The 24,228-nt window shown below is 70.3% G+C and carries 25 protein-coding genes; 11 read left to right on the top strand and 14 right to left on the bottom strand.

Features of this window, described 5'->3' with window-relative positions:
• Positions 1 to 35: 35 nt before the first annotated feature.
• Positions 36 to 464 carry a roadblock/LC7 domain-containing protein gene (locus I8N67_RS34910; protein WP_200308300.1) on the bottom strand — a complete coding sequence of 143 codons (429 nt, stop codon included), beginning with the start codon at positions 462 to 464 and terminating at the stop codon, positions 36 to 38.
• A 74-nt stretch (positions 465 to 538) separates the two neighbouring features.
• Positions 539 to 862 (bottom strand): hypothetical protein, encoded by a 324-nt coding sequence (locus tag I8N67_RS34905; protein ID WP_307835458.1) that lies wholly within the window; start codon positions 860 to 862, stop codon positions 539 to 541.
• 763 nt (positions 863 to 1,625) lie between these two features.
• Here I8N67_RS34905 and I8N67_RS34900 point away from each other — a divergent pair.
• Positions 1,626 to 2,861 carry an acyl-CoA dehydrogenase family protein gene (locus I8N67_RS34900; protein ID WP_200308299.1) on the top strand — a complete coding sequence of 412 codons (1,236 nt, stop codon included), beginning with the start codon at positions 1,626 to 1,628 and terminating at the stop codon, positions 2,859 to 2,861.
• Between the two features lie 192 nt (positions 2,862 to 3,053).
• Here I8N67_RS34900 and I8N67_RS34895 read toward each other — a convergent pair whose 3' ends face one another.
• The 6 genes from I8N67_RS34895 to I8N67_RS34870 form a co-directional block, all read right to left on the bottom strand.
• Complete coding sequence (locus tag I8N67_RS34895; RefSeq protein ID WP_200308298.1) at positions 3,054 to 3,635, bottom strand: GAF domain-containing protein; 582 nt, start codon at positions 3,633 to 3,635, stop codon at positions 3,054 to 3,056.
• A 37-nt stretch (positions 3,636 to 3,672) separates the two neighbouring features.
• Positions 3,673 to 4,275, bottom strand: a complete 603-nt coding sequence (locus I8N67_RS34890; RefSeq protein ID WP_200308297.1) for a GTP-binding protein — start codon at positions 4,273 to 4,275, stop codon at positions 3,673 to 3,675.
• On the bottom strand, positions 4,253 to 4,621 hold the full coding sequence (locus I8N67_RS34885) for a DUF742 domain-containing protein (RefSeq protein ID WP_200308296.1): 369 nt from the start codon (positions 4,619 to 4,621) through the stop codon (positions 4,253 to 4,255). The genes I8N67_RS34890 and I8N67_RS34885 overlap by 23 nt, the downstream gene beginning before the upstream one ends.
• 4 nt (positions 4,622 to 4,625) lie before the next feature.
• Entirely contained in the window at positions 4,626 to 5,063 is a 438-nt protein-coding gene (locus I8N67_RS34880; protein WP_200308295.1) for a roadblock/LC7 domain-containing protein, read from the bottom strand.
• Positions 5,050 to 6,831: an ATP-binding protein gene (locus I8N67_RS34875; RefSeq protein ID WP_200308294.1), complete on the bottom strand. Its 1,782-nt coding sequence runs from the start codon at positions 6,829 to 6,831 to the stop codon at positions 5,050 to 5,052. The genes I8N67_RS34880 and I8N67_RS34875 overlap by 14 nt, the downstream gene beginning before the upstream one ends.
• Positions 6,832 to 7,513: 682 nt before the next feature.
• Complete coding sequence (locus I8N67_RS34870) at positions 7,514 to 8,470, bottom strand: AraC family transcriptional regulator (RefSeq protein ID WP_200308293.1); 957 nt, start codon at positions 8,468 to 8,470, stop codon at positions 7,514 to 7,516.
• 377 nt (positions 8,471 to 8,847) lie between these two features.
• Between I8N67_RS34870 and I8N67_RS34865 the strand changes: the two genes are divergently transcribed.
• Genes I8N67_RS34865 through I8N67_RS34845 form a run of 5 tightly spaced genes read left to right on the top strand, consistent with a single transcriptional unit; the run spans position 8,848 to position 12,997 of the window.
• Positions 8,848 to 10,293: an ATP-binding protein gene (locus tag I8N67_RS34865; RefSeq protein WP_234046767.1), complete on the top strand. Its 1,446-nt coding sequence runs from the start codon at positions 8,848 to 8,850 to the stop codon at positions 10,291 to 10,293.
• Positions 10,290 to 10,703, top strand: coding sequence for a roadblock/LC7 domain-containing protein (locus I8N67_RS34860; RefSeq protein ID WP_200308292.1), 414 nt, complete (start codon positions 10,290 to 10,292; stop codon positions 10,701 to 10,703). Before I8N67_RS34865 ends, I8N67_RS34860 begins: the two co-directional genes overlap by 4 nt.
• Positions 10,700 to 11,056, top strand: a complete 357-nt coding sequence (locus tag I8N67_RS34855; RefSeq protein WP_200308291.1) for a DUF742 domain-containing protein — start codon at positions 10,700 to 10,702, stop codon at positions 11,054 to 11,056. Before I8N67_RS34860 ends, I8N67_RS34855 begins: the two co-directional genes overlap by 4 nt.
• Positions 11,034 to 11,636 (top strand): GTP-binding protein, encoded by a 603-nt coding sequence (locus I8N67_RS34850; RefSeq protein ID WP_200308290.1) that lies wholly within the window; start codon positions 11,034 to 11,036, stop codon positions 11,634 to 11,636. Before I8N67_RS34855 ends, I8N67_RS34850 begins: the two co-directional genes overlap by 23 nt.
• Positions 11,637 to 11,686: 50 nt before the next feature.
• A complete protein-coding gene (locus tag I8N67_RS34845; RefSeq protein WP_200308307.1) occupies positions 11,687 to 12,997 on the top strand; it encodes a cytochrome P450 in 1,311 nt (436 codons plus the stop codon).
• An 88-nt stretch (positions 12,998 to 13,085) separates the two neighbouring features.
• Here the strand turns inward: I8N67_RS34845 and I8N67_RS34840 are convergent, their stop codons facing one another.
• The 3 genes from I8N67_RS34840 to I8N67_RS34830 form a co-directional block, all read right to left on the bottom strand.
• Positions 13,086 to 13,634 (bottom strand): GNAT family N-acetyltransferase, encoded by a 549-nt coding sequence (locus tag I8N67_RS34840; RefSeq protein ID WP_200308289.1) that lies wholly within the window; start codon positions 13,632 to 13,634, stop codon positions 13,086 to 13,088.
• Positions 13,635 to 13,728: 94 nt separating this feature from the next.
• Positions 13,729 to 14,265, bottom strand: a complete 537-nt coding sequence (locus I8N67_RS34835) for a GNAT family N-acetyltransferase (protein WP_200308288.1) — start codon at positions 14,263 to 14,265, stop codon at positions 13,729 to 13,731.
• Between the two features lie 217 nt (positions 14,266 to 14,482).
• A complete protein-coding gene (locus I8N67_RS34830) occupies positions 14,483 to 15,730 on the bottom strand; it encodes a cytochrome P450 family protein (protein WP_200308287.1) in 1,248 nt (415 codons plus the stop codon).
• Positions 15,731 to 15,930: 200 nt separating this feature from the next.
• Between I8N67_RS34830 and I8N67_RS34825 the strand changes: the two genes are divergently transcribed.
• Positions 15,931 to 16,320, top strand: coding sequence for a hypothetical protein (locus I8N67_RS34825; protein WP_200308286.1), 390 nt, complete (start codon positions 15,931 to 15,933; stop codon positions 16,318 to 16,320).
• 83 nt (positions 16,321 to 16,403) lie between these two features.
• Here I8N67_RS34825 and I8N67_RS34820 read toward each other — a convergent pair whose 3' ends face one another.
• Both I8N67_RS34820 and I8N67_RS34815 read right to left on the bottom strand, forming a co-directional pair.
• The gene (locus tag I8N67_RS34820) at positions 16,404 to 16,799 is read right to left on the bottom strand and encodes a DUF6114 domain-containing protein (protein WP_200308285.1); all 396 of its coding nucleotides are present in this window, start codon (positions 16,797 to 16,799) and stop codon (positions 16,404 to 16,406) included.
• Positions 16,796 to 17,458, bottom strand: a complete 663-nt coding sequence (locus I8N67_RS34815) for a DUF6230 family protein (protein WP_200308284.1) — start codon at positions 17,456 to 17,458, stop codon at positions 16,796 to 16,798. Before I8N67_RS34815 ends, I8N67_RS34820 begins: the two co-directional genes overlap by 4 nt.
• 750 nt (positions 17,459 to 18,208) lie before the next feature.
• Between I8N67_RS34815 and I8N67_RS34810 the strand changes: the two genes are divergently transcribed.
• Positions 18,209 to 18,862, top strand: a complete 654-nt coding sequence (locus tag I8N67_RS34810) for a Tat pathway signal sequence domain protein (RefSeq protein WP_200308283.1) — start codon at positions 18,209 to 18,211, stop codon at positions 18,860 to 18,862.
• Here the strand turns inward: I8N67_RS34810 and I8N67_RS34805 are convergent.
• Positions 18,855 to 19,835 (bottom strand): lytic polysaccharide monooxygenase auxiliary activity family 9 protein, encoded by a 981-nt coding sequence (locus I8N67_RS34805; protein ID WP_200308282.1) that lies wholly within the window; start codon positions 19,833 to 19,835, stop codon positions 18,855 to 18,857. The two genes, I8N67_RS34810 and I8N67_RS34805, sit on opposite strands and share 8 nt — an antisense overlap.
• A gap of 459 nt (positions 19,836 to 20,294) precedes the next feature.
• Between I8N67_RS34805 and I8N67_RS34800 the strand changes: the two genes are divergently transcribed.
• From I8N67_RS34800 to I8N67_RS34790, 3 genes are all read left to right on the top strand, one after another.
• Entirely contained in the window at positions 20,295 to 22,115 is a 1,821-nt protein-coding gene (locus tag I8N67_RS34800) for a S8 family peptidase (RefSeq protein WP_200308281.1), read from the top strand.
• A gap of 158 nt (positions 22,116 to 22,273) precedes the next feature.
• Positions 22,274 to 22,882, top strand: a complete 609-nt coding sequence (locus tag I8N67_RS34795; protein ID WP_200308280.1) for a hypothetical protein — start codon at positions 22,274 to 22,276, stop codon at positions 22,880 to 22,882.
• The gene (locus I8N67_RS34790; RefSeq protein WP_200308279.1) at positions 22,875 to 24,038 is read left to right on the top strand and encodes a damage-control phosphatase ARMT1 family protein; all 1,164 of its coding nucleotides are present in this window, start codon (positions 22,875 to 22,877) and stop codon (positions 24,036 to 24,038) included. Before I8N67_RS34795 ends, I8N67_RS34790 begins: the two co-directional genes overlap by 8 nt.
• Positions 24,039 to 24,228 lie beyond the last annotated feature (190 nt).

Here is a 24,228-nt window from a genome sequence, read left to right as displayed (position 1 = left end):
TTTCGACGAGTTCCGGGCCCGGCCGCCGTCGCGGTTCACGCGTCCTGCACGTAGTCGGAGGGTGTTTCCGCACGGGGCGCCGCGCTCAGGTACTTGCCGACCTGCTTGACCAGGGTGCCCATCTCGAACGCCATCATGCCGACGTCGACCTCCTCCGAGGCGATCGCGGCCAGCCGAGCGCCCCGGCCGGCGGAGGTGACGAAGAGGAACGCCCGCTCCATCTGGATGACCGTCTGCTGGACCTCGCCGCCGTGGAAGTGGCGGGCCACACCCCGGGCCAGGCTGTGCATGCCGGAACCGACCGCGGAGAGGTGCTCGGCGTCGTCCCACCGGATGTCCTTCGACTTGCCGATGAGGAGGCCGTCCCCCGACAGCACGATGGCGCAGCGGATCTCGGGTATCCGCTCCACGAGCCCGTCCAGCAGCCAGTCCAGCTGGGGACCGGGTCGTACCTGCTCAGTCATTTCGTGCGTGTTCCTCACGGTCGGCCGGCGCCAGGGGGCAGCGCCGGGTCGTCGGGCGCCGGGGGAGCGCCCCGTCAGTCGGCGCCTGGGCCTGACGGCGGTGTCCGCCGGCCGTCGGTGTCGTCCGGTCCGGCGAGCCGGGCCCGCAGCGAGCCCCGCTGGATCGCCACCATGACGCGGGCCAGGGCGTCCGGGCAGAGCGTGTCCTGTGCGTCGTCCTCCCGGGGGGCCGGGGTGTCCGCCGCCGCCTCCCGCGGGTGCGGGGCGGGCGAGGTGCTCCGGGGCCGCCGGGGCAGGCCCTGGGCGAGGGATCGCGGCAGGGACTGGGCGGTGGGTTCGGTGCTCGGCCCGGTGCGGGACTCGTCACCGCTCATCCGGGCCGCCGTGTCGTGCTGCACGTGCGGCCGCCGCGGGTGCCTGGCATCTGAATTCCTCGTACGACAGCGAACATCCGATGGCGATAAGAGTTGTTGCGAGTCGCCCCGACACCCTCCGCGCTCCGAATTGACACGCCGGCGCCGGATGTCAGCGGCGGGACGGAACGCTATCAGGCACCGGGCATCGTCGTCAGCACCCGCCCGATCACAACTTCCCGCCGCACGAGCGCAATTGACGGCGGCTCCGGCGGAGGTCGGCAGCGGAGGCCGGGCGGGAGGTCGGCTGGCTCGCGGGGACCCAGGCGGAGCCAGTACTTCCGGTGCAACTCCCGTAAGCGGACTTGTCGACAGAGAGATGAGACCGGATCGGCGCTCCCCGGCCGGATCGGCCGCGCTTGGGGGTGGCTTGAAATCGGTGGGAACCTCATTGAACATGCGCGGACGGTGCGTCAGTTTGGTATTTGGCCGCGTGCGGCGCCCGGGGGAGCCGCCTCCGGTCCGAGGGTGCCTGGTGGTTCAGGTCGTCGGCTGCCCGATTTCAGGTCCGAGGGGGCGGACAGGTTCAGCTGAGAAAGTATCAAAATGTGGACATCGGTGACCTCTTGTCTCACATTCACGGTCAGAATTCAACAGACAATATTTCGGCCAAACAACCTTAACGATCTTGGCGTGAGAGGTTGATTTGTAGACCATGTTGCAGTCGGCCAGGTCCCCCCTTGGAACCACAGCCCGACGTACAGCCTCCGCGTCCCCCCGGCGCGGGGAAACGCGAGAAGGGCTCGGCGTGGAACACGTCTTCACCACTCAGGATCACGAGCATCTACGGCAGCGGGTACGAGAGTTCGCCGAGCGCGCGGTGCGGCCACTGATACCCGAGATGGAGGCCTCCCGTACCGCACTGGTGGGGATCTCCCGGGAGATCGCCCGGCAGGGCTGGATCGGCGCCACGATCGATCCGGCCTACGGCGGCATGGGCGCGGGTCATCTCGCCAAGACCATCATCATCGAGGAACTGTCCCGGGTCAGCGGCGCGATGGGGGCGATGGTCCAGGCCTCCCAGCTGGGCGTCGCCAAGATCATCCACTTCGGGGACGAGAGCCAGAAGCGGAGCTGGCTGCCGAGGATCGCCGCAGGCGAGGTGCTGCCGACGATCGCTGTCACCGAGCCGGGGTCGGGGGGCCACGTAGCCGGCATGGAGAGCAGCGCTGTACGGGACGGCGACGACTACATCCTCAACGGCCGCAAGGTCTTCGTCGGCAACAGTCACGTGGGGGACGTGCACGGTGTCGTGGTGCGTACCGCACCGGGCTCGAAGGGCATGACGGCCTTCCTCGTCGAGTCCGACCGCCCCGGCTTCTCCCTCGCCGACCAGGTGCCCGCCATGGGGCTGCACGGATTCAGCTTCGGTGAGCTCGTCTTCGACGACTGCCGGGTACCGGCCACCAACCGGCTCGGTGAGGAGGGCGAGGGCCTGGCCGTCGCCTACTCGTCATCGGTGCTCTACGGCCGCCTCAACCTGACGGCGGTGTCCCTGGGCATCCACCAGGCGGTGTTCGAGGAGACCGCCCGGTACTGCGGTGAAGTGCAACGCTACGGACAGCCGTTGGGGCATCTCCCCAACGTCAAGATCGAGCTGGGGCGGATGCTGCAACGCCTCACCCTCGCGCGCCAGAGCGCCTATCTCGCCGCGCATCTGCTGGACAGCGGGCGGCCCTGCGACGTGGAGCTCATGGCCGCCAAACTCTTCAATGTCGAGTCGTCCATCGAGTCGGCCCAGGCCTCCCTGAAGATGCACGCGGCCTGCGGCCTGTTCACCGACCGCCCGGTGGAGCGCTATCTGCGCGACGCCTTCCACATCTACGCACCCGCCGGCACCTCCGAGATCCAGGGCCTGAGACTGGGCGAGTTCGCCCTCGGCCAGAACAAGGGCCAGTGGTCCGAGCGTCTCGCCGATCTGGTCCGTACCCCGCAGGCCGAGTCGTGGGAGACGCAACCGGAGCCCGTCGTCGAGCTGGTCTGACACAGCGGCCCCGGACGACCACCGGGTCCCGCCCCCGTCTCACTCGCCGGACGGGACCGGTGCACGCAGAGAACCGCGGACACAGCGTCGTGTCCGCGGCTTTCGTGAGCCGGGTGCCCGGCGGCCTGCCTCCCCTCGACCCGCCGGACCGGTGGACCGGTGGACCGGCGGCGGTCCGGTCCCCGGTCGGGCTCAGCGGCCGGCCGCGAGGGACTGGATCTGGTCGGACATCTCCTGCGCCATGTGCTTGATGATCTCCAGCCGCTGCCGACCCCACGTACGGGAGTCGGTGTCCACGACACAGATCGTGCCCAGGTTGAACCCCGCCAGCCTGTCCACCAGCGGCGCGCCCATGTAGGAGCGGATACCGATCTCGTCCACGACGGGATTGCCCGCGAACCGCGGGTAGTCGCAGACGTCGTCGAGCACCAGCGCCGTGGTCCGCTTCACCGTGTGCGGGCAGAAGCCGTGGTCGAGGCGCATCTCCCGGCTCATCGAGCTCTCGCTCGCCTGCCCCTGCGAGACGTTCACGGGTCCCGCGTCGGGCGTGTAGAGCCCGGCGAAGAACTGCCGCCTGTCATCGACGAAGTTGACCATCGCGAACGGCGCGTCCAGCTCCAGGGCCAGCCGGCGCGCGAACTCGTCGAACTCGGCCCGGGGGGTGTTGAGCCCGAGCTGCGCCAGCCTGGCGGTTCGCTGCGGCGCCGCCGGGTCCTCGGGGGTCAGGAGCAGACGGTCGAGCGGTGGCTCATAGGAGGAGTAGGGGCTGTTCATGAGAACTCCGTTCGTGGTCGGCTGAGTTGAGCAAGGATCAACGGAGCGCGGGTGGCTGGTGCGTCGCCACGCCGGGTGTCATGCCGAGCAGATGCTGCACGAGTTCGACGAGAACGCCCGTACCGGAGCTGCAGTGCCGGGCGTCGCAGAACACGATCGGCGCGTCGGACTTCAGGCCGATGGCGTCGCGGACCTCTTCGGTGGAGTACTGGTACGCACCGTCGAACTCGTTCACCCCCACGACGAACGGGATGCCGCGGACCTCGAAGAAGTCCACCGCGGGGAAACAGTCGTCGAGCCGGCGGGTGTCGGCGAGCACCACCGCGCCCAGCGCCCCGTCGGACAGCTCGTCCCACATGAACCAGAATCGTTCCTGCCCGGGGGTACCGAACAGATACAGGACATGGTCCGAGTCGAGGGTGATCCGGCCGAAGTCCATGGCCACCGTGGTGGTGAACTTGTCCTCCACCCCGTCCAGGCTGTCCGTGCGGACACTGGCCGTGGTGATGACCTCCTCGGTGCTCAGCGGCGCGATCTCGCTGACCGCCCCCACGAAGGTCGTCTTGCCCACCCCGAACCCTCCCGCGACGAGGATCTTCAGTGCGGTCGGGAAGGGGTCAGAGCCGTGCGCGTAGGCCATCGAGCACCGCCTCCAAAACTTCTCGGTTGGCGGCGGAGGCCGCCTCAACGGCACGGGGCGCCCGTGCGGTGAGCGCCTCGTGCTGCACAAGGTCGGACAGTAGGACTTTGGTGACGGCGATCGGGAGGTTCATCCGGGCGGCCACCTCGACCACCGGCACCGGCCTGAGACACAGACCGAGCACCATGTCGTGATCGGGGCCGAGGTCGGGGACCGGCCGGTAGCCGGTGGCCATCACCAGGGTGAGCAGGTCGAACTGTGTCGAGGGCCGAGTGCGCCCGTTGCTGACGGTGAACGGCCGGACTAAGCGTCCCGCCTCCTCGTCCAGGAACATCTCGTCCGTCATCGCGTCACAGCCCCGCGCTGGACGGCGCGGTGGTCGGGCGGCGGGCAGGCGTGGCGAGGAACGGCTGTACGGCCCGGATGAGCATGCCCATCTCGTAGCCTAGCGTCTCGGTGTGCGTCGAGGAGTCCGCGGTGACCGCCAGCACGGCGCCATGGCCCGCCGAGGCCACGATGAGGATGCCGTTGTGCAGTTCCACGATGACCTGGCGGACGGTGCCGCCGTTGCCCAGGACCCTGTCGTGGCCGAAGGAACGGCCCAGGGAGTTGAGCCCGGAGGATATGGCGGCCAGCCGGTCGGCGTCGTCGTTGCCGAGGTCCACATGCGCCTTGCTCAGCCCGTCGGAGGAGAGCAACAGCACCTGCCGGGTACCGGGCACGGTCTTCTTGAGGTTGTCCAGCAGCCAGTCGATGTTCTGTCCGGTGGGGTGGCTATCGCTCACCATGGTGGGGTTCTTCTCCTTGCGATCGGGGCGAGGCCCAGCGCGAGTCGTCGACGGGGATCACGTCGGAGGTCGCGCCGGCGAGACCGAAGCCTCGATTGATACCGGCCAGGAGGCCGGGGCTGAAGTTCAGGTCCTGGTCGTTGGTCTCGGGACGTGCGGGGCCGTTGCGGAGCTCGGGGGCGAGGTGCTCCATGGCACGGCGCTTCGGCAGGATCGGCCTGGCCGGCGTCCCGCCCCCGTGCGGAGCGGCCGTCGGACGCTCGTAGCCCGACGAGGGGCGGTACTCGGACCGGACGTCGGAGACGGGCTGCGGCCGCTCGTGCCGGGCGGACACCGGGGGAGCCATGGGGGACATGGGGGCCATGGGTGCCTGCCGCTGGGGAGCGGCCTGGGCCGGGACGGAGACGGGGTGACTCGCGTGCGCGTGGCCCTGGACGGCGGCCGGGGGAGCCGCGTGGGACGAACCCTGCCAGGCGGGCGGGGGCGTCTGCGCCGGGTGGGGTGCGGCGGGCCGGCTGTGGGTCGGCGCCCGTCCCTCCTCGTCGCCCAGCAGCCCCTGCGGGAGCACCAGGATCGCCTGGACACCGCCGTAGATGTTGCCCTGCAGCTGGACCGCGATGCCGTGCCTGCGGGCCAGGGAGGAGACCACGAACAGACCGATCCGGCCGTCGGCGAGCAGCTTGGCGACGTCGATGCGGGCCGGGTCCGCGAGCAGCGTGTTGATCCGGTCCTGGTCCTCCTGGGGTATGCCCAGGCCCCGGTCCTCGACCTCGATGGCGATGCCGGCGGTCACCCGGCGGGAGCGCAGCAGGATCTGGGTGTCCGGGTGGGAGAACATGGTCGCGTTCTCGACGAGTTCGGCCAGCAGGTGGATGACGTCGGCGACCGCGTGGCCGCGCAGCGTGCCCTCGATGGGCGGCACGAGCTTGACGCGGGAGTACTGCTCGACCTCGGCGATGGAGGACCGCAGCACCTCGGTCAGGGTCACCGGATTGGTCCACTGGCGGCGGGAGACCGCGCCGCCGAGCACCGCGAGGTTCTCCGCGTGCCGCCGGATACGGGTGGCCAGATGGTCGATGCCGAAGATGCGCCGGAGCAGTTCCGGGTCCTCGACCTGGTTCTCCAGATCGTCCAGCTCACGGATGGTGCGGTGGACGAGCGACTGCAGCCGGCGGGCCAGGTTGACGAAGACCTCGACCTTGTCGCTGTTGTCGTCGGAGGCGGACTGGAAGTAGCCCGCGGCCCATACGAGGGACTCCCGGGCCCGGTGCTGGGCGGCCGTGACCTCGTACTCCAGCTGCTGGTACGGGTCTTCGGCGCTCGGCGCCTGGTAGGCGAAGCCGCGGGAGAGCAACTGCTCGCCCCGCTTGAGGCGGGTCAGGTCCTCGTCGAGCGCCCAGTTGCCGGTGGTGATGGCCTGCCGCAGCGACTCGGCGCGCTTCGCGTCGGTCCTGGCCCGGGACCTGGCCGCCATCACGGCACCGGCCAGACAGCCGCAGCCGAGGAGCGCGCCGCCCGCCAGCACACCCCAGGTGGCCGCGTCGGCGGTGCCCTCCTGCAACCGCAGGACCGTGCCCGTGACGGCGGTGGATATTCCGGCCATGAACGCGGCGGGGAGTACGGCGAGACGGGTCGGACCGGGGTGGCCGACCGAGGAATCCGTGGCATCCGACGCCCCGGTCCTGCCGTGCCGGTGACGAGGCGGGGGCGTCGCCGCGTCCGGCCGACCGCGATCCGGGGGCGTCGCGAAGGATGGGGGTTCAGGCATCGGAGTCCTCTCGATCAGCCAGTACGCGACAGAGTAGCGAAGAACGTCAACTATCTGACCAGCGGTCCTGGACGCTCAGGGGAGGTCTGTCGCCTGAGGTGCCGTCAGTGACGGCAAGGGTCCGCGACGCCTTTTTACCGCCTGGAGACGGGGTGGCGTCGCAGCAGTTCTTCACATCCCGGCCATGGTGGCGCACCACTTGTGAAAGTGCGGCTGTCGAGTGGCGGGCCACCTGCGGCTCTGTCCCCGCACCGCCCCGCGCCACCCCGCGCCGTCCGGAGCGGTCCGGGCCGGCGGGGTGCGGGGCATCGGTTTCGCGCCAATCGGAGGCCGCGGAAGCGAACGTCAACTTGACCTGGCAGAGGTGACGTTGATCCGAAAAGGGATCGGGTCACACGCGGCGTGCACGTCGCATCCCAGCAACATTCACACCAAGAAACCGGAAGACGCACGGTGCGCCGGTTTGCGAGGGGGTGATCACCTCGTCCGCCCCCTGAGGGGCGCTCATCCCGCCGGCGTCGGGCGAGATCGACGTTCGGCCGGGCTTTGGCTAAGCTTTAGACTTCAATGGAACGCGTAAGGGCCGCGGAAGGGTGGGGATGTGGCAGCGTCTCACCGGGTGGTGCCGCACTGCGGTTACCGCCGAACTCCCGTGACTCCACGTGGAGTTGAGTCGGCCGACTCAGCGGATGCTCTGCCGCATCTCTCGCGGGCTGACTGCGTAGCGCCGCCGGAAGGCGGTGCTCAGGGCACTCGCCGAGGAGAAGCCGGCGGCGTAGGCGAGGTCCGTGATCGTCATGTGGTCGCAATCCGCGCACAGTAAGCGGTCCCGGACGAGGTGCAGCCGCTCCTCGCGGATCAGCTCACGGGGCGTCGTCCCCGCTTTCTGCAGGGCGAGTTGGATCTGCCGCAGCGACCAGCCGAGGGCGCGCGCCACCGCCGTACCCGTGAGGTTCGCGTCGGCCACGTGCTCGCGCACATAGCGGCGGACCATCGCCTCCACCTCGCCCAACTGTCCCGGGGCGTCCGGCCGGTCGTCGCCGACGGTGAGCATGCACACCAGCTCCACGATGCGGTCGGAGACGGCGTTGAACTCCGGGTCGGTGAGCTGCTCCCGCTCCTCGTGCAGGCCGGTCAGCATCGAGCCGACGATACGGCCGAGACCGGCGGAGAGGTTCAGGCCGCTGGCCACAGGTGACCTGGTGTTGAGCCGGCTGTCGACCTCGCGGGCCGGGATGGTGAAGATGAACGCGTCGATGGCGTCGCTCTGCAGGCACTGGAAGGGGGCGGCGAAGGAGACCAGGGCCCCGGTGCCCGGGGTCAGCCGCGCCTCCTCGCCGTCCTGCCGCAGCCAGATCTCACCGTGCACCGGCAGCAGCAGCCGGTAGTCCTCGTCCGGGTCCTGGCGGGCCTGACGGAGTGTGCGGGTGTACTCGATCTCGTCCGACCGGTACTTCACCAATTGATACGTGTCCGTGCGCTGCCGGACGGTCTCGCCGCGGAAGTTGTCCGAGTGGGCGTAGTTGAAGCCCATCCGGGACTGGTACGAGCCGATCTGCTCGGTCCAGAAGTCGGCACGCTCGCGCGGGGCCAACTCATCGGTGGTCAGCGCCTCGACGCTGTAACTTCCCGCGGGCAACGCTGCTCCTCCCTGTGCCGGGCACTCGACGAACGTTCCCTGTCATCTCTTACGGTCCCGGACCGGAAAATTTTCAACTTGTATTTGACCAAAGACAGTTACCGTTCGGTCAGCCTCGGAGGGAACCCTAGTGTGGCAAGCGGTTGCCATGTCGCTCGGTCGGTGTGACCGCATATGTCGGGAGAATCTCGTCCGTTTGCCCGTACCCCTTGCGTCACTCGTGTGCCTTGTGGCAACTTCCGTACACGTCACGGAATGTATCCGTCCGCTCGCTCCGCTAGTGTCGGGCGCTCCGTCAACTCCCGCCGGTCATCCTGTGACTCGCGGCTGCCCGGGGACCTTGTGGGGACTTGAGGACGTAAGGACTTGTGGACTTCATGACCGAACCGATACCGCAGGCGGTGACCTGGGCCCTGGCCGCGGCCCTGCTCGGCACCGCCGTACTCCTGCTGCGCCAGCACGGCATCACCAGGCGACAGCGCGGAAGGAACGCCGTGCTCGCCGACGGCGTGCGGGCCCGCGAGGAGGAGCTGCGCCATCTGGTCACGGTCCGGCTGCCGGCCCTCGCGGACCACCCCGGCCAGGACCTGCCGGGCATTGGACCGCTCGACACCCGGCTCGCCGAGACGGAGTTCGGCAAGGGCATGGACGAGGTGCTGGCCCGCTTCTCCGGCGCCGTCGAGCACGCGCAGGCCCGCGCCGACCAGTCGGCCAAGGCCGCCCTCAAGGCGTCGATGCGCTCGATCCAGGCCCTCGCCAACGAGCAGCAGGTCTCCATCTCCGAGATGCAGGACCGGCACGACGACCCCGACGTGCTGCGCGACCTCCTCGAAGTCGACCACACCAACGCCCAGTTCGGGCGTCGCGCCCAGGCCATCGCCGTACTGTGCGGCTCCTGGCCGGGCCGGCAGCGCTCCACCTCCCCGCTGATCGAGGTCGTCCGGGGCGCCACCTCACGCATCCGCGACTACCGGCGCATCCGCGTCCACGGCCAGGTCGAGATCGCGGTGCGGAGCCGCTCCGTGGAGCCGGTCGTCCTCGCGATCGCCGAGCTGCTCGACAACGCCGCCCGGCACTCGCAGCCCAACACCACGGTCGAGGTCGACGTCCAGTCCGTGCACAACGGCGCGTGCGTCGTCATCGACGACGCGGGCGTCGGCATGGACGGCCACGCCGTGGAACACGCCACCCGTCTGCTCAGCGGCCGCGGCGAGGTGGACGTCACCCGCCTCGACGACCCGCCCCAGTTCGGCTTCGCCGTCATCGGCGTGCTCGCCCGGCGGTACGGGTTCACCGTCTCCGTGGACACCCGCTCGCCGTACGGCGGTGTCCGCGCCGTCGCGTTCCTGCCCACCGCGCTGCTGACCCAGCTGGAGCCCGCCGCCGCGGAGCCACCGATCGACCTGACAACCCAGCCGGAGACCACACCCGCCCCGGGCCCGGTGGCCGCCGGGAGCACCACCGGCAGCGCCGCCGAGGGCACGACCGAGGGCGGACTGCCCAAGCGCCGCCGGCGCGTCCCCAAGCGGCAGGACCCCGCCGAGCCGCAGCCCGTCGAGGCCGAGGAGGTTCCCGGCCGGTCGCCCGAGGAGAACGCCCGCATCCTGGGCGCCTTCGCCCGCGGCACCCGCTTCGGCCGGTCGGCGGGACGCATCCTCGACGAGGAGGAGTACGTCGACGCCGCCGCGACCGGGGCCGCTGGTGCGACCGCCGCGACGGAGGCGACCGGTACCGCCGACTCCGCGCGGTCCACCGCCCACAAGTCCCACGAGCCCCACAAGTCCCACGAGCCCGACGAGAACGAAGGGACCCACCACGCATGATCGAGCCCACGAACAACGAGCTGGGCTGGATGCTCGACGACGTGCTGAAGGTCCCCGAGGCGCGGCACGCCATCCTGCTCTCCGCCGACGGCATGCTCCGCGCCCACTCCGCCTACATCGGCCGCGACGACGCCGAGCGCCTCGCGGCCGGGCTCTCCGGGCTCCAGTCGATCAGCCGCAGCACCGCCGAGTTCTGCGGCCCGACGGAGAGCCCCTGGCGGCAGACCCTGATCGAGTTCGGGCACGGCTTCGTCTTCCTGGTCGCGGCCGGCGAGGGCGCCTATCTCGCCGTCTCGACCGGCGACGAGGTCGACATGGAGTCGGTGACGTACCGCATGCACAAGCTCGTCGACCGGCTCGGCAAGGAGCTGACCAGCCCCGCGCGGCTGGACACGGGCAGCAGGGCATGACGCCCCGCCGCCCCGAGGCGCGGCTGGTGCGGTCGTACGTCGTCACCGACGGCCGCGCCCACCCGACCCGCAACACCCTGGACCTGGTGACGCTGCTGATCGCCACCACCGACCTGTCGCTGGCCGGCCTGAACCCGGAGAAACGCCGGGTCATGGAGGTGTGCCGGCACGGCTCGCTCTCCCTCGCCGAGGTCGCGGGCCATCTGCGGCTGCCGGTCAGCGTGACGAAGGTGCTGGTCGCGGACCTCATGGACAGCGGCCACATCGTCACCCGCGCACCGATCCCGGCCGCCCGGCCGTCCGACACGAGAATCCTTCAGGAGGTCCTCGATGGGCTGCGCGCCCGACTCTGACGACGTCTACCTGCGGCCGTCGGTGAAGACGGCGGCCAAGCTGCTCGTCGTCGGTCACTTCGCGGTCGGCAAGACCACGTTCGTCGGCACCCTCTCCGAGATACGGCCGCTGCGCACCGAGGAGGTCATGACGCAGGCCGGTGCCCTGGTCGACGATCTCGCCGGCACCCGCGACAAGACCACCACCACGGTCGCCATGGACTTCGGCCGGCTCACCATCAACGACTCCCTGGTGCTCTATCTGTTCGGCGCGCCGGGGCAGCGGCGTTTCACCAAGCTCTGGCACGACATGACCCGCGGCGCCCTCGGCGCACTGGTCCTCGCCGACACCCGCCGCCTCTCCCACTCCTTCGAGGTGATGGGCCTCCTGGAGGAGCTGAACCTGCCGTACGCCGTCGCCGTCAACGACTTCGAGGGCGCCCCCGTGCACAGCCTGGACGAGGTGCGCGAGGCCCTCGACCTGCTGGACGAGACCCCGCTGGTGCGCTGCGACGCCCGCCACCCGGACTCCTCCACCCGGGCGCTGATCTCCCTCGTCGAGTACCTGCTCAGCCGCAAGACAGAACTGGAGCACGCGTGACCCCGCGACCGCCGTCCGGCCCGCCCCCGGGCTGCCCGGCCCACGAGCCCATGCACGGCCCCGCCTTCGCCGCCGACCCCGCCACGACCTACCGGCGGCTGCGTGCGCACGGGCCCACCGCACCCGTGGAACTCGCCCCCGGCGTCAAGGCCACGCTCGTCACCTCCTACGAGGCCGCCCTGCACGTGCTGCGCGGCACCGAGACCTTCTCCAAGGACCCGCGCCGCTGGAACGACCTCAACAACGGCGTGGTCCCCATGGACAGCCCCGTCGTGCCGATGATGATGTACCGGCCCAACGCCCTGTTCACCGACGGCGAGGAGCACCGGCGGCTGCGGGGCGCCATCACCGACAGCCTGGCCCGGGTCGAGCCGAACACCCTGCGCGACTATGTCGAGCGCAGCGCCGACACCCTCATCGACCGGTTCGCGCCCACCGGCGAGGCGGATCTGCTGGGGGAGTACGCGCAGGTCATCCCGCTGCTCGTCTTCAACCACCTCTTCGGCTGCCCGGCCGACTACGGACTGAAGCTGGTCGAGGGCATGTCCGGCATCGTCGACGGCGTCGACGCCGCGAAGTGCGACGAGTTGCTCACCTCGACCCTGGTCGACCTGGTCCGGCTGAAGCGGCGGCAGCCCGGCCCTGACGTGACGTCCTGGATGGCGGCGCACCCGGCGGCGCTCACCGACGAGGAGATGGTCCACAGTCTCGTCGTCCTGCTGGGCGGCGGCACCGAGCCGCAACAGAACCTCATCGCCAACGGCCTGTGCCTGCTGCTCTCCGACGACCGCTTCGCGGGCGACCTGTCCGGCGGCAGCCTCCCTGTCGATGACGCCCTCGACGAGGTTCTGTGGACCGACCCGCCGCTGGCCAACTATGCCGTGCACTACCCGAGGCGGGACGTGCTGTACGAAGGCGTCCTCCTCAAGGAGGGTGACCCCCTCGTCGTCTCCCTGGCCGCCGCCAACACCGACCCCGCCCTGAGGAACGATCAGCGAGCGGGGAACCGGGGCCACTTGGCCTGGGGCGCCGGTCCCCACAACTGCCCCGCCCAGAACGAGGCACGCCTGATCGCCTCGGTAGCCGTCGAGAAACTCCTCGACCGCCTCTCCGACGTCGAACTAGCCGTCCCTGTCGGCGAGTTGGAGTGGCGCCCGGGCCCCTTCCACCGAGCCTTGGCCGCCCTCCCGGTAACCTTCCCGCCCGCTCCCGTCGTCGGCGCGTCGATCGACGACCCCGGCTCCCCCATGCCCCGTTCCACCGGGCCGTACGGCCTCCGCCCGGGCGCCCGGGGGCCGGCGGAGCCCGCCCACCCGAAGAACGGCTGGGCCCGGCTGCTGGCTTGGTGGCGCGGGGAGTAGCCGTACGGCTTCGGTGTTCGAAGCCTTCGATGGCCTTCGATGGCCTTCGAAGGCCATCGAAGCCGAAGCCCGCTGCCGCCGCCCACTCCTACGCGTCGGGGTCGCGGAGGCCGACTGCGTCATGCCGCCAGAACGGCTCCGCATAGACCAGCGTCCCCGTCATCCATGGCTCGTACTCCGGGAGCCTGATGGCCTGGAAGGCACCGTCCGGGATACGCAGGGATGGCTTTCGGAAGCCCAGGCCATCACCCGGCGCGAAGCCGAAACGCGAGTAATAGCCCGGATCGCCCTCCAGGAAGACGAGAGGAACACCCCGTTCGGCGAGGACCCCCAGTCCGTGCCGGACCAGGGCCGAGCCGATACCGCGCTCATGGAGCTCAGGCATCACGGCCAAAGGACTGAGGACTTGCACCTCGACCAGCCGCCGAGGGGCGTCGAGCAGACTGCGGGTGAACATGACATGCCCGACGACCTGCCCGTCGTGCTCGGCGACCAGCGAGAGACCGTCCCCGGGCAGGAAGGTGTCCCGCAGGGTATCGACCAGATCGGCCACGACAAGACCATGGTCACCGAACGCCCGCAGGTGCACCTCCCGCACGGCCTGTCTGTCGCTCGGAAGTTCTTCGCGAAGATCCATGTCGGGAGGGTAGAACCCCTCCGGGTTACTCGCACGCGGTTTTGGAGTCGGCAGAACACACGGCCCATGACCGCTCGGTTTCGCTGATACGCGCTCAGTCCGACGGCGTGAGCGAGGACCACTCGCCGAGCCACTGCTCGGCCCCGTAGGCCTCGAACCGCTCTACCTCGATGAACCCCAGCTTCGCCGCGAGGCGCATCGAGCGGACGTTGGCGGTCTGGGTGGCGAGCACCACTGGTTCGCCGGGAAGCGCGCCGGCGAACCGGTCGAGTGCCGCTGCGCACGCCTCGGCGGCGTACCCGTATCCCCACGCCTGCGGCAGGAACAGGTTGCCGAGCTCCGCCTTCCCGGCAGCCTGACGAATGTGCCCCGTCGCTCTGGTGAGCGTGATCCGGCCGATCATCGCTCCGTCGAGACCGACCATGAAAAGGCCGGGGCGCCGGCTGGGTGCCCCGGGCATCGCGCGCTCGAGCTCGTCACGCGGTCGAGGGCCACCGAGACAGGTGCCCACCTCTGGCGAGGCCGGCGGCTCGACGACCGCCGCACGGTCCCGGGCCTCGGGCTCACGGAGCACGAGCCTGTCGGTCCTGATCGGGGCAGGTGGCCAGGCGACGCGTCCGAGCTCAGCCATGCCGGCCTGCCAATCAGCGGGCTCGGCAGCGATCAAGGCTCGCGGACGACGGGATGCCTTCCGTTCTCCTGAACATCGACTTCGGAAGCGGCCGGCCCGTGTCGGCGAGATCGCGAGCCGCGTCCGGCTGCCGGAGCCCACCTGCCCCCGAAGCGGACGCGCCCGGCTGCCGTCCTGGGGACGCGGTCGGCAGCCGGGGCGTCCGGGGAGGTGGCTGTCAGGCCGTGCGGACAGGCAGGTGGCGGTGGCCGTTGGAGATGAAGGACTCCACGTAGCCCAAGTCGTCGTCCGTGGCGGCCAGTTGGAGGTCGGGGAAGCGGGCGAAGAGGGCCGGGAGGGCGATGCGGGCCTCCATGCGGCCGAGCGGAGCGCCGAGGCAGAAGTGGACGCCGTGTCCGAAGGCGAGGTGTTCCTTGTCGGCGCGGGTGACGTCGAAGCGGTTGGCGTCCTTGCCGTGCCGCTCAACGTCGCGGCCGGCGGCGGCGTACGCGGCCAGGATCGGCTCGCCCTTGCCGATCACCACGCCCGCCGGCCCGCCGAACTCGGCGAGGTCCAGGTCCTCCACGGCGTAGCGCAGCGGCAGGCTCGCCACCGGTGCCTCGAACCGCAGCGTCTCCTCGACCACGTCGTCCCAGCTCGCGCGGCCCTCCTGGACATGGGCGAGCTGCTCGGGGTGGGTCAGCAGGGAGTGCACGGCTTGGTCGAGGAGGTTCACCGTGGTCTCGTGCCCGGCGCTGATCATCAGCACCAGGGTGTCCAGCAGCTCCTGTTCGCTGAGCCGGGTGTCGTCCTCGTCGTGGGACGCGATCAGCCCGGTGGTGAGGTCGTCGCCGGGCGACTTTCGCTTGGCGGCGACCAGTTCGGCGAGTACGTCGTGCAACTGCTCGTAGGCGGCGGTCATCTCGCCCGGGTCGGCCGAGGTGACGAAGACCTTGTCCACCAACTGCCGCAGCAGCGGGCCGCGTTCCTCGGGCAGTCCGAACAGCTCGCTGATCACCTGGATCGGCAGCGGGTAGCAGAACTCCTCCCGCAGATCGACCGTCTCCCCGCGCCGCAAGCCCTCCTCGACCCGGTCGAGCAGCTCTTCGGTGATCTCCTCGATGCGCGGCTGCAACGCTGCCGTCCGGCGCGCGGTGAACGCCTTGGCGACCAGGTTCCGCAGCCGTTTGTGGTCACCGCCGTACGCGGTGAACATGTTCTGCACGGCGACCCAGGTGAACAGCGGCCACTCCGGGGTGATCTCACCGGCCGTGAACCTCGGCCAGTGCTGCCGCGGGTCCTTGGACACCCGGCGATCGGTGAGCAGCCGCTTGAGGAGATCGGGGCTGCTGACGGCCCAGGCCTCGACGGCGGGCGGCCCCGGCAGCACGACCCGGGTCGCCGGACCCGTCTCGCGGACACGGGCGGCCTCACCGTGGATGTCACGGCCGGTCGCGTCAATCACCAGGGGGGCGGGGTGGCCCATTGGTCCTCCTGCAAGGTCGAAAGCTGTCCAACAGCGCAACGGTGGAAGCCGGTCACGCTACGGTCCGGTAGCGTCGCCGGGCGAGATCGCGCGTCGTGCGCTGCGTACGACGGCAACTTTCCTGCGCGTACTCGTAAGTTGGGTGCTGGGCAGGCTTCTAGGATCGGGCCCACCCCCCCCATGAAGAGCCGGTGAGTGTCATGACGGTCAGCAGGGCTCCGCGCTGGATGTGTTCCTACAGCTCCGAAGTACGCACCGTGCCGGCCGGGCGCTGGTGGAACGCCGTACGCGTGCCGGTCGCCCTCGGCACCCCCGCGCTGAAGTCCCTCGGCGACGACACGGGCGCCGTGATCAAGGACGGCTACGGCGGCATCCTGTACTGGCTGGTCCCGCCCGGCGCCGCGACCGACTGGCGGCTCGCCGACGTCCAGGTCCTCGGCCCGGGCAGCCATGTGGCCGTCCCGCCCCTGCGCCGTACCTCGGGCCCCGGCCTCTACTGGCGCGTCCCGCTCTCCAACGACCGCTACTGGACCGACACGGACCGCCTCCGCAAGGCCCTCACCGCCGCCGCCGTCACCGCCGCACGGTAAACGCCGGACCCCGCGCACCCTGAAGGGGCGCGGGGAACTGCGCGAACAACCACGACCGACCCGCACACGCCGTACAACCCCGGCTACCCGAGCTCGGCGGCGTGCTTTTCTCCCCGCCCGGCGGAGCGCTTTGGCCGGGGTTCCTGGTCCGGCAGCCAGCCGAAGGCCAGCGTGCTGCCCACCGCGCCCAGCAGGAGGCCGACGATGAAGCCACCGATGTTCGAGGTGACCCAGGTGCCCAGGGAAAGCATGATCCCGAGGATGGAGTAGAACAGGCGCTGCGCGGGGTTGAAGACGATCAACGCCCCGCACAAGATCATCAGCGAGGGCAGGAGGTAGCCCGCCAGGCCCTGCATACCGATCTTCAGGATCACCGGCAGCGGCGCCTTCATGGTCACCAGGATCTCGGCGCCGCCGAGCGCCAGCAACAGCCCACCGGCGAACGGCCGGTGCCCTCTCCATTCCCGGAATCGACTCACTGCGGGCAGCCCTCGCTCGTGAAGCTCATGTGCAGGTCGGGCAGCTTGAAGACGGCCGCGGTGGCGGCGTAGTTGTGCTGGTAGAGGTCGGTGATGACGACCGAGTCGGCCTGCTGGCCGTAGACACCCCGCGGGCCCTGCTGGTCGACCTTGTCGAACGTGCTGGAGTCGCGGCCGATCTCGATGTTGTTGAACGAGGCGTCGCCACTGATGTCGTCGGAGTCGATCGCCAGGTTCTTCACACTCACCGGCGTGGACTTGTTGCCCGCGGTGAGGACGAGCTGGATGCCGCCGAGGTCGACGCTCTGGCAGAGGTTGGTCAGCTTGCCGTTCTTCACGACCGAGGTGACGACCAGGACCTGACCGCCGGTGTCGCCCTCGTTGGGGCTGTTCTCGATCATGTGGTCCAGCGCGCCGAACTGGGCGAAGCCGTCGCCTTCGAGCTTGTCGGCGGTGACGACGAACGGCATGCCGGAGATGGCGAACTGGACGCCCAGGGCGCCCTGCGCGGTGAGGATCATCAGGCCGGCGGCGACCGCCGTGGCCGGCACCGCCATCACGGCGGCGCGCTTGAGGCGGATCCGCCCGCGTCTTCCGGACGCTACGGGACCCTCGGGTCTTTCGTTGGTGGACGCCGTGGCGTCCGAGGACGAGGCCATGTGTGCTCCCTGGACTTCCAAGTCATTCAAGTCATTGCGATGGGGCTTCGACGGCACGTTGTCCTGGCGCGGACAGCGGTTGCGGCGCACCCCTGAACGCACCTCCCGAGGTGCAAGGGCCCACTTGAATACGCCGCAGTAGCCATTCGGGAAGTTACCGGTGGTTACTTTCAAGGGTCAAGGCGCTTGTGGCAAAAGGATGTTGGTTGTGCGACATCTGTGAAACGTGAACAACGCTCACCTTTGGTTTTGTCGTCCAAGGCCTCCTGTTTCGGTCCCCGCCACGACGCCCAAGATCACCAACTTCCTTACAGTGCCTTGACGTTGGCTCTCACTTAGGTCTACAACTCTCCCGGGTTTCCCCCACGGATCCGTGGCGCCGGATCCGACGCGCAGCGCATGTCACCGTCCCGAACTCCCCGTCGCCAACGGGGTTGGGTGGCATCACCTGAACGTGCTGCGCGGCCCAACGCGGCACCACCCCCTCGCCGCGGTACCGGGCACGGCCGCCTTCCCCTCCACTGGGCGGTGCCCGGTCCCTCGGCTGTCGCTGTCGATCCGTCACGTACGGAGAAGGCGTGTCACGGATCGACAGCGACCGTTCGGCGCCGTGCGGCATCGCCGCGTTCCCCCGCGCGAACGGTGTCCACTCGCGAGCGCCTCACCACAGCCCGCACGTCCGGGGCTGTGCACCCGCACCTGCCGAGGGTCGTCACCTACGGCCCTCACCTCATGAGAAGAGGCACCCCCATGCGTACGCGATCCCTGCTTGCCCTCGCCGCCACCACCGCCGCCCTGATGGTGTCCGCCGTCAGCCCCGCCTCCGCCGCCGACACCGTGCTCACCACCGGCGGGCTCGCCGGTGACGCCGTCGCGGTCGGCGACGCGCTGAGTGCCTCGCTCGCCTCCGGTACGACCGGCAAGTTCTACTCCAGTGCCACCGGCACGAGCGGCATCTCCTGCACCCAGTCGACCTTCAACGCCACGGTCACCGACAACCCGGCGGCGCCCGGCACGGCCACCGAGTCCGTCACCGCGCACACCTTCGGCGGCTGCACCAGCAACGTGTTCGGCGTGACCGGGGTCACCAGCATCACAGTCAACAACCTGCCCTACACGACCACCGTGACCTCGGACGGCGTCGTCACGGTCAGCCCGGCGTCCGGCTCGGTCCTCCAGACCACCGTCGTGCTGAGCACCCTGCTGGGCAGCATCAACTGTGTCTACCAGGCGGCCAGCATCACCGGCACGTCCAGCAACGACGACAACAGCATCAACTTCGCCGCCCAGCCGTTCACGCGGACGTCCGGCTCGTCCCTGTGCTTCAGCACCGGCTACTTCACGGCGAAGTACGCGCCGACCACCGACACCACCCAGAGCGGCGCGACGGTCTTCGTCAACTGACCCGAGACACCCGCTGGTCACCGATACCAGAGCGGCGCCTGCGTCCCCGGAGGAAGAGGGCGGTGCCCACGGCGAGGACCAACGCCGTGGCGCCGCCCGCGACCAGCGGAACGGAGGCGCCGCTCTCGTCGGTCGTGGCGGCGACGGCGCTGCCGGGGACCTCGGCCCCCGCGTCGGCGGCGGGCGTCTTGGTGACCTCCGTAGGCGTCGGCGTCGGTGCGGGCGTGGACGCGGCCGCATCGGCCGCCGGTTTCCCGGACGCCGTAACCTCCGTCTCCTCCACCCCTGCGGGCGTCTCGGCCGAACTCCCGCCAGCCGACCCGGGGTTCGCCTGCTTCGCCTTCGGGAACACCACGTCCGAGCACGAGTAGTACGTGTCCACCGTGCTTGTGTTCTGCCAGATCGTGTACAGCACGTGATGCCCGGACCGGTCCGCCGGCAGCTTCGCCGAGAAGCGGTACGAACCGTTGGTGAGCGGCGGGTCGGTGACCGTGGCGAACGGCTTCTCGGGCAGATCGGACCACTTCAGCGGCGCGGTGGGGTCGTAGCCCGGCTCCGTCAGGAACATCTTGAAGGTCCCGGTGTGCGGAATCGTCGACCGGTACGTCAGGTCCAGCGTGGTGCCGGGGGAGAGGCGGGTCGAGGGCCAGTCGGCGCGGGCCAGGTCGAGCCCCTTGTACGCCGCGAGCCCGCCGCTGCACAGCTGCCCGTCCGGGACGACCTGCCGGTCGCGCCCGTTCACCCCGGCGATCCGCAGGTTGTCCCACGCGGTGAAGGGCGCGCCGTTCGCGGCGACCGCCGCCGCACAGGCCGCCGACCCCTGACTCCCACCCTCCGGCGAGCACGCCGACACCCGGCTCACCGGATCGGTCGGCGCGCCGTGCGCCAGAGCCGGGGCGGCGGTGACCGCGGTGAGCAGCAGCGGGGCCGCCACGGCGAACGCGGCGGTGCGGCGGGCGGACAAGCGGTACATCCGGTACGTCCGATCCATGGGAGGTCGAGGTCTGGCGGTCCACCGACTCGTACGGGACCCGGGGGTGCCGCGTTCAAAGGGATACGGGGTCGCCCGGCGCGTCGTCGGCGGCGTACGGGAGGCGTGTCCGCCGGTCGCCGCAGCTGTGTTCGACCGGTCGGATCCAGCCAGGTGTCGGGCGACGGCAGAGCCTCGGCAAACCCGGCGAAGCGGCACATCGGGCCCGACTTCCGGGGGGCATAGGGGAGTTCCCCAGGGGTCGAGGGTTTTCCCCGTATCCCCATGACCTGCGCCTTGCCTACTGTCATGCCACAGCTGAACCACAGGTAACCCCTGGTGGGCGGCTCGCGCCTGGCCGGCCTTCGCGCCAACCCTTTCTGGACCCCCCGCCGCTTCGACGACGAAGCGACTCACCGCCGCTCCTCCCCTGACATGAGCAGGCCACGAAAGGCAGAGCCCTTGCGTACCTCCACCTCCCGTACCGCAGGACGGAAGCTCATATCCGTCGCCGCGGTCTCCGTCGCCCTGGTGGCCGGCATGACCTCCTCGGTCGCCGTCGCCCAGACCCCGTCCGGCAAGGCCGACGCCGCCCCCGCCGCCGCCGGTGCCACCGAGGCCGCCCCCGGCACCGTCGCCGAGCGCCTGATCGTCGGTTACAAGTCCGGCGCCGCCGAGGCCGAGTCGAACAAGGCCGCCGACGCGGACGCCGCGGCCAAGGGCAAGGAGGCCGGTGAGACCCTGGACTTCGAGCGCCGGCTCGGCAGTGGCGCGGCCCTCGTCGACCTGGGCGAGGACCTCAGCAAGACGGACGTCGCCGACGTCATCGCCGAGTACCGGGCCGACCCGCAGGTCGCCTATGTCGTACCGGACCGCCTGAACAAGGCGCTGGCCACCCCGAACGACACCGAGTACAGCAAGCAGTGGGACCTCTACGAGTCCACCGCGGGCATGAACGTGCCGACCGCCTGGGACACCGCCACCGGCTCCGGAGTGACGGTCGCCGTCATCGACACCGGCTACGTCGCCCACTCGGACCTCGCCGCGAACATCGTCACCGGCTACGACTTCATCGCCGACACCGCCGTCTCCAACGACGGCAACGGCCGTGACAGCAACCCGGCCGACCCGGGCGACTGGACGGCCACGAACGAGTGCGCCGACGACTGGGAGGCCACCACCTCCTCCTGGCACGGCACCCACGTCGCGGGCACGATCGCCGCCGTCACCAACAACAGCAAGGGCGTCGCGGGCATCGCCTACGGCGCGAAGGTCTCCCCGCTGCGTGTGCTCGGCAAGTGCGGCGGCTACGACTCCGACATCATCGACGCGATCACCTGGGCGTCCGGCGGTACCGTCTCCGGTGTGCCCGCCAACACCAACGTCGCCAAGGTCATCAACATGAGCCTCGGTGGCGGCGGCGCCTGCACCACCGCGACCCAGAGCGCGATCAACGCCGCCGTGAACCGCGGCACCACGGTCGTCGTCGCGGCGGGCAACAGCAACGCCAACGCGGCCAACTACTCGCCGGCCAGCTGCGCCAACGTGATCTCGGTGGCCGCCACCAACCGTGCCGGCGCCCGCTCGTACTACTCCAACTTCGGCTCGGTCGTCGACATCGCGGCCCCCGGCGGCGAGACCCGCACCACCGCGTCGGGCGGCATCCTGTCCACGCTGAACACGGGCACCGCCGGCCCCTCCGGCGAGACGTACGACTACTACCAGGGCACAAGCATGGCCGCCCCGCACATCGCGGGCCTCGCCGCGCTGGTGAAGTCGGCGAACTCCGCGCTGACCCCGGCCCAGATCGAGTCCGCGATCAAGACCAACTCGCGTGCTCTGCCCGGCGCCTGCTCGGGCGGCTGCGGCGCCGGCCTCGCCGACGCGGCCAAGACGGTGCAGGCGGTGTCCGGCGGCTCCGGCGGGGGCTCCACGGGGGGCACCACCTTCACCAACGCCACCGCTGTCGCCATCCCGGACAACAGTTCGGCGATCGAGTCCTCGATCTCCGTCACCGGCCGCACCGGCAACGCGCCCTCGGCCCTCCAGGTCGGCGTGGACATCACCCACACCTACCGAGGTGACCTGGTCCTGGACCTGGTGGCCCCCGACGGCTCGACCTACCGTCTCAAGGCCTCCGGCTCGGACTCCGCCGACAACGTGAAGACCACCTACTCGGTGAACGCGTCCAGCGAGACCGCGAACGGCACCTGGAAGCTGCGCGTCCAGGACGTCGCCTCCCAGGACACCGGCACGCTCAACAGCTGGAAGCTGACCTTCTGAGCCCCGGCTGACCTTCTGAGCCCCGGCTGACCTTCCGACCCCGGCTGACCGGCCGGGCCGACACACCGCCACCCCCCACTGCCGGCGGCCGACCGATGCGAGCGGGCATCGGCCGGCCGCCGGCGCATGTCTGCCCTCGCGACCGTTAGCGTATGCGCATGTCAACAGAGAACACGGAGCGGACAGAGGGATACGGGCCGCCCCCGACGCCGGTCGCGGCGGTGTGCCCCGGCTGCGGCGCGACGGGCCCGTCGGTGCGTACGGTCGCCGAGACCTGCGCCGATCCGGAGGCCCGGCGCGGCGGTCTCATGGACCGGCTGGCCAAGGCTCCCGGCGTCCCCTCGGTTTCCGACAGCGTGATGCACCTCCTCGAAGGCCTGGTGCTGGCCGGTATCGGCGCCGGCCTCGCCTACAGCGGCGTGCAGGACGACAAGCCGCTCTACACGATCGGCGGTTCGGTCCTCGCCGTACTGCTGTTCGTCGGCACCATCGCGGTGATCCGCGGCGAGCGGCGCGAACGGAACATCGTCGCGGCGGGCAGGGACCGCGCCGAACGACTCTGGCGCCCCGCGCACTTCTGCTCGTCCTGCCAGTCGGTGTTCTACCCCGGCGGCAGCCCGTGGCCGGGCCCGCTCACGCCGGAGCAGTTCAAGAAGTACGTGTGGACCGAGGCGGGCTTCACCAAACTGATCGACAAGCAGCTCGCGCTCGTGGAACTGCCACCCCGGCCATCCGCCGGCCCCGGAGGAACCGCCCACCATGCCTGATCCCGCCGCCCCCGTGATCCGCGGTGACGACCCGGCTTCCTTCCCGCACAGCGTCCTCGCCCAACGCCACCCCGCCCTCATCCGCAAGGTCCAGGACGCCACCCCCTACGGCCCCGAACAGCGCCGCGCCCTCGACGAGTTGCTGGAGTACACCCTCCACGGCGTCGTCGACCCACCGCCCGACGACGACTGGTGGGACACCTGGAACGTACGCCGCTACGCCGGCCGCTCCTGGTTCTCCCTCCCCTTCCTCGCCGCCGAAAGCTGCTTCTACCGCCAACTCCTGTGCGCCGTCGGCTACTTCACCCCTGGCCCCTGGCAGGGCATCGACCCGTTCCGCCCCTTCAAACTGGCCGAACTGGACACGCCCGAGGCAGCCGCCGAACTGACCGCCCTGGACACCCTCGCCGAACAGCCCCTCCCCACCCAGCTCAAGTCCCTCCTCCACGGCTCCCTCTGGGGCAACCGCGCGGACCTCGGCTTCCGCATCCAGACAGCGGACGAGACCACGGCAGCCGATGCCCAACTGGTGTCGGACGACAGTGAGTCCCTGCTGACCCTCCTGACGGAAACCGGCCCCCGCCCCGGCGGCCGGACACTCTGCCTGGTGGCCGACAACGCGGGCCGCGAACTGATCCCCGACCTCCTCCTCATCGACCACCTCCTCGTCCACGGCCACTTCGACCGCGCCGTACTGCACCTGAAGCCGTACCCGTACTTCGTCTCGGACGCCACCACCGCCGACACCCTGGACGCCGTACGCCATCTGGTCACCGCGAAGACCGCAGCCGGCCACCGCCTCTCCTCCGCCCTGTCCACCGGCCACCTCACCCTCCGCACCCACCCCTTCTCCTGCGCCCCCCTGCCCTACGCCGACATGCCGGCCGACCTGCGCACCGACTTCGCCTCCGCCGACCTGACCCTCCTCAAGGGCGACCTCAACTACCGCCGCCTGGTGGGCGACCACCTCTGGCCCCCCACCACCCCCTTCACCGACACCACCACCTACTTCCCCGGCCCGGTCGCCGCCCTCCGCACCCTCAAGTCCGACGTGATCACAGGCCTGAACCCGAAGACGGAAAAGGCACTCGTGACAGCCGAGGGCCAACGCTGGCGAACGGGCGGAACCCGGGCACTGATCCAGGTGAGGCTCTGACGGCGACGTGCGTTTCTCTGACTGATCCAGCCCTCTGGCGGGGCAGATCCAGCCCTTCGGCGGGGCCGATCCAGCCCCTCCGGCGTTTGAGGAGCGGGGTCCGGGGCAGAGCCCCGGGGATGGGACGGGAAGGGGCGGCGGGGGCGAGAAATCCACCCGGGAACCACCCGGGAACCACCCGGGAACCACC

The organism is Streptomyces adelaidensis (genome assembly GCF_016598475.1).
Lineage (GTDB): Bacteria > Actinomycetota > Actinomycetes > Streptomycetales > Streptomycetaceae > Streptomyces > Streptomyces adelaidensis.
This window is presented reverse-complemented; position numbering and strand designations above follow the sequence as displayed.

Coding starts and splice junctions, on each gene's coding strand:
- I8N67_RS34850 (WP_200308290.1), top strand. CDS start 11,034: ATGGGCTGCGCGCCCGACTCTGACGACGTCTACCTGCGGCCGTCGGTG.
- I8N67_RS34810 (WP_200308283.1), top strand. CDS start 18,209: ATGCGTACGCGATCCCTGCTTGCCCTCGCCGCCACCACCGCCGCCCTG.
- I8N67_RS34835 (WP_200308288.1), bottom strand. CDS start 14,265: ATGGCTGAGCTCGGACGCGTCGCCTGGCCACCTGCCCCGATCAGGACC.
- I8N67_RS34895 (WP_200308298.1), bottom strand. CDS start 3,635: ATGAACAGCCCCTACTCCTCCTATGAGCCACCGCTCGACCGTCTGCTC.
- I8N67_RS34875 (WP_200308294.1), bottom strand. CDS start 6,831: ATGCCTGAACCCCCATCCTTCGCGACGCCCCCGGATCGCGGTCGGCCG.
- I8N67_RS34890 (WP_200308297.1), bottom strand. CDS start 4,275: ATGGCCTACGCGCACGGCTCTGACCCCTTCCCGACCGCACTGAAGATC.
- I8N67_RS34815 (WP_200308284.1), bottom strand. CDS start 17,458: ATGGCCTCGTCCTCGGACGCCACGGCGTCCACCAACGAAAGACCCGAG.
- I8N67_RS34830 (WP_200308287.1), bottom strand. CDS start 15,730: ATGGGCCACCCCGCCCCCCTGGTGATTGACGCGACCGGCCGTGACATC.
- I8N67_RS34885 (WP_200308296.1), bottom strand. CDS start 4,621: ATGACGGACGAGATGTTCCTGGACGAGGAGGCGGGACGCTTAGTCCGG.
- I8N67_RS34840 (WP_200308289.1), bottom strand. CDS start 13,634: ATGGATCTTCGCGAAGAACTTCCGAGCGACAGACAGGCCGTGCGGGAG.
- I8N67_RS34880 (WP_200308295.1), bottom strand. CDS start 5,063: ATGGTGAGCGATAGCCACCCCACCGGACAGAACATCGACTGGCTGCTG.
- I8N67_RS34845 (WP_200308307.1), top strand. CDS start 11,687: ATGCACGGCCCCGCCTTCGCCGCCGACCCCGCCACGACCTACCGGCGG.
- I8N67_RS34795 (WP_200308280.1), top strand. CDS start 22,274: ATGTCAACAGAGAACACGGAGCGGACAGAGGGATACGGGCCGCCCCCG.
- I8N67_RS34860 (WP_200308292.1), top strand. CDS start 10,290: ATGATCGAGCCCACGAACAACGAGCTGGGCTGGATGCTCGACGACGTG.
- I8N67_RS34790 (WP_200308279.1), top strand. CDS start 22,875: ATGCCTGATCCCGCCGCCCCCGTGATCCGCGGTGACGACCCGGCTTCC.
- I8N67_RS34855 (WP_200308291.1), top strand. CDS start 10,700: ATGACGCCCCGCCGCCCCGAGGCGCGGCTGGTGCGGTCGTACGTCGTC.
- I8N67_RS34805 (WP_200308282.1), bottom strand. CDS start 19,835: ATGTACCGCTTGTCCGCCCGCCGCACCGCCGCGTTCGCCGTGGCGGCC.
- I8N67_RS34910 (WP_200308300.1), bottom strand. CDS start 464: ATGACTGAGCAGGTACGACCCGGTCCCCAGCTGGACTGGCTGCTGGAC.
- I8N67_RS34865 (WP_234046767.1), top strand. CDS start 8,848: ATGACCGAACCGATACCGCAGGCGGTGACCTGGGCCCTGGCCGCGGCC.
- I8N67_RS34825 (WP_200308286.1), top strand. CDS start 15,931: ATGACGGTCAGCAGGGCTCCGCGCTGGATGTGTTCCTACAGCTCCGAA.